Raw genomic sequence first — 2,821 nt, forward strand, 5'->3', positions numbered from 1 at the left:
GTTTTTCATTAATTTATTTTTAAACAAGGAAAGTTTGTTTCCTGAAGCAAAGACTTATAATGGGAAATTTCCTAATATGTTGAAGAAAATTAATATATTTGAAAATATGTGAAAGGAGAAACAAAAAGAGTAATTGTAGATTCATAAGATATACCGAATAAGAAATAATTTTAAAAAAGGAGATTTAAAATGAATAAAATGACAGAATTTAATAATGAAATTTCAATGACATCACGGGAAATTGCAGAGCAAACTGGAAAGGAGCATCGGAATGTGAGGCGGGATGTAAAACGTATGTTGTTGGAATTATATGGAAAAGAGGATATGCTCAATTATGAGCATATCTTTAAAGACAGTTATGGCAGAGAACAAAAGTGTTATCGTTTACCAAAAAGAGAGGTTTTGGTCTTAGTTTCAGGTTACTCCATTCCTCTCCGTGCCAAAATTGTTGACAGATTAGAAGAATTAGAGCAAAGAAAATCTAAAACTCTTCTTCCTGATTTCAGTAATCCAGCAGAAGCTGCAAGAGCATGGGCGATAGAATATGAGGAAAAACAAGCTGCCCTGCTTCAGATTGTAGAAGATAAACCAAAAGTAGATTATTACAAGAACGTGCTTGATACAGGAGATACATATACCGTTACTCAAATAGCTAAAGAAAATGAAATGACCGCTATTCAATTGAATATAATTTTAAAAAATGAAAAGATACAGTTTAAACAAAGTGGTCAATGGTTATTGTATCAGAAATATCAAGATATGGGATTAGTGAAAACAAGAACTCATATTATAGAAAGATCAAATGGAGATAAACAAAACAGGCATTCAACAACTTGGACAGAAAAGGGAAGAGAATTTATCCATGACCTACTTGAAACTATTTAAAAAGGAGAATTAAAAAATGATTAAGGTAAGTGAATTAATACATGAGTTGCAAAGGTTTCCAGGGGATGCGTATTGTTATGCGTATGAGGGAGAGATAAAAGGGGTTGTGATAGAGGATGATAGGTTTGTTGAGCTTGGATATATTGCAACTTCTGAAAGTAGAAATTTTGTTTCCGAAACTGTTTTTAAGGATAATGTTAAGAACACTTGAATGTCAAAAGGATTAAAAAATGAAAAGAGTATATGTAGCTGGAGCGTATTCTGGTACAGATGTACTAACAGTATTGAAAAATATCGGTAGGGGCGAGTGGTATGCAGCGGAAATGTTTGCAAAAGGGCTTTATCCGTTTGTGCCATGGTATGATAAAGATTTTGCTATCAAGTTGTGGGATAGAGATTTGACCGTTCAGCAATTTTATGATTACTCCATAGCGTGGCTTGATGTGAGCGAAGCAATGTTTTTAGTGCCTGGATGGAAGGATAGTAAAGGCACAATTGCGGAGATTGAACGAGCAAAAAAGTTAGGGATTCCGGTCTTTGAGGATTTGGATGCGTTGTATGGTTGGGCATTAAAAATATAATTTTTTAAAAGGAGAAATATGGATATTTCAGAAATTCCATTAAAGAAAGAAGCTTTCAGGAAAGAAATAGAGAGGATGGTTGTGGAGTTTAACAAAGAAACAGGAGTCAATCTTGTAGATATACATCTTAGGTATGTAACAAAACTAATGGAAGAAGAAAGGCAAGAAATTCTTTTCTGTGGAGCTAAGGTTGAAATTGGTTTTAAATAAAAAAGGAAAATGATAAAATGAACGAAAAATTAACACCTGTGGAAATTGTGGAAATCTTTAATTTGGATAGTTATTCAGATCGACCAACACTACATGAAGAGTGTAAGGGCGGTCAGGTGGAGCGAAATGGTAGTTTGTATGATATTATGTTTGTGCAAATGGACAGGCTTAGTTATAATCAAGGGTATTCCTACAAATGGACACTAAGAAGAGAAGATTCGTAGGTTAAATGTTTGATGGCATAGGATGTTGAAAAAAAATGAATACATGCGAAACTTGTAAATATTGGAAGCAGGAAGAAACATTAGGGACATGCAGTAATCCTAAATTTTATCGGGGATATAATTGGGATGAGGATGAGGACGTCCCCTCGGATTGTGTATTGGTTGAGGATGATGAGGGATGGGCGTTTTTAACTGGTTCTGACTTTGGATGTATCCACTGGAAACAAAAATAATTATGATTATCCCAATCGGTCTATTTTGACTCAATATTGATGATTGATATAGACTACAGGGTTAGACCTTATGAGAGTAGAAATATTGCTCTCATAAGCATTTTTAAAAGAGGATACCAAAATATGGATATTAAAGAGATTCGATTAAAGAAAGAAGCTTTCAGGGAAGAAATAGAAAAAATGGTTGTGGAATTTAACAAAGAAACAGGAGTTAATCTTGTAGATATACATTTGGGGTATGGAACAACTGTAATATTTGGAGAAAAACGAGAAATTATTTTTTGTGGAGCTACTGTTGATGTTGATTTTAAATAAAAAAGGAAAATGATAAATGGACACTAAGAAGAAAAGATTCGTAGGTTAAATGTTTGATGGCATAATTAATCCTAATCGGTCTATTTTGACTCAATGTTGATTGTTGATTTAGATCACAGAGTGAAAGCCGCTCAAATTCTTGAGCGGCTTTTTTGTTTTTTAAATTTTGATGGTTTCGTTTTCTTCCCACTTTTTCTTTTTGTTGATCTTTTGTAATATTTTTCCGCATTCTCTGATATGAATAACAAGAGCCTGAAAGATCTCTTCAGGTATCCTTAACCCAATAGTGAACATTCTGTATGCCCCCCAACTTGTTGTGAAGAAACCTCTTACGATTAATACATCATCGTCGATTCTGACATTTTTTTTCCCA

7 protein-coding genes are annotated in these 2,821 nt (G+C 33.6%); 6 read left to right on the forward strand and 1 reads right to left on the reverse strand.

Annotated features, from left to right (window positions below; genetic code table 11):
- The first annotated feature begins 189 nt into the window (after positions 1 to 189).
- The 6 genes from U9P79_06735 (at position 190) to U9P79_06760 (ending at position 2,448) form a co-directional block, all read left to right on the forward strand.
- Positions 190 to 885 (forward strand): phage regulatory protein/antirepressor Ant, encoded by a 696-nt coding sequence (locus U9P79_06735; protein ID MEA2104318.1) that lies wholly within the window; start codon positions 190 to 192, stop codon positions 883 to 885.
- 16 nt (positions 886 to 901) lie between these two features.
- Positions 902 to 1,096, forward strand: a complete 195-nt coding sequence (locus U9P79_06740; protein MEA2104319.1) for a hypothetical protein — start codon at positions 902 to 904, stop codon at positions 1,094 to 1,096.
- A 19-nt stretch (positions 1,097 to 1,115) separates the two neighbouring features.
- Complete coding sequence (locus U9P79_06745; GenBank protein ID MEA2104320.1) at positions 1,116 to 1,466, forward strand: DUF4406 domain-containing protein; 351 nt, start codon at positions 1,116 to 1,118, stop codon at positions 1,464 to 1,466.
- Between the two features lie 18 nt (positions 1,467 to 1,484).
- Positions 1,485 to 1,676, forward strand: a complete 192-nt coding sequence (locus tag U9P79_06750; protein ID MEA2104321.1) for a hypothetical protein — start codon at positions 1,485 to 1,487, stop codon at positions 1,674 to 1,676.
- A 17-nt stretch (positions 1,677 to 1,693) separates the two neighbouring features.
- A complete protein-coding gene (locus U9P79_06755) occupies positions 1,694 to 1,900 on the forward strand; it encodes a hypothetical protein (protein MEA2104322.1) in 207 nt (68 codons plus the stop codon).
- Between the two features lie 272 nt (positions 1,901 to 2,172).
- Entirely contained in the window at positions 2,173 to 2,448 is a 276-nt protein-coding gene (locus U9P79_06760; protein MEA2104323.1) for a hypothetical protein, read from the forward strand.
- 159 nt (positions 2,449 to 2,607) lie between these two features.
- Here U9P79_06760 and U9P79_06765 read toward each other — a convergent pair.
- Positions 2,608 to 2,821 (reverse strand): hypothetical protein (locus U9P79_06765; protein ID MEA2104324.1); only part of this gene is annotated, 214 nt, incomplete at its 5' end.

It is taken from the genome of Candidatus Cloacimonadota bacterium (genome assembly GCA_034661015.1).
Classification (GTDB): domain Bacteria; phylum Cloacimonadota; class Cloacimonadia; order JGIOTU-2; family JGIOTU-2; genus JAYEKN01.

Bases quoted from the DNA above. Each gene is read 5' to 3' on its own strand.
- U9P79_06735 (MEA2104318.1), top strand. From the start codon at position 190: ATGAATAAAATGACAGAATTTAATAATGAAATTTCAATGACATCACGG.
- U9P79_06740 (MEA2104319.1), top strand. From the start codon at position 902: ATGATTAAGGTAAGTGAATTAATACATGAGTTGCAAAGGTTTCCAGGG.
- U9P79_06745 (MEA2104320.1), top strand. From the start codon at position 1,116: ATGAAAAGAGTATATGTAGCTGGAGCGTATTCTGGTACAGATGTACTA.
- U9P79_06750 (MEA2104321.1), top strand. From the start codon at position 1,485: ATGGATATTTCAGAAATTCCATTAAAGAAAGAAGCTTTCAGGAAAGAA.
- U9P79_06755 (MEA2104322.1), top strand. From the start codon at position 1,694: ATGAACGAAAAATTAACACCTGTGGAAATTGTGGAAATCTTTAATTTG.
- U9P79_06760 (MEA2104323.1), top strand. From the start codon at position 2,173: ATGATTGATATAGACTACAGGGTTAGACCTTATGAGAGTAGAAATATT.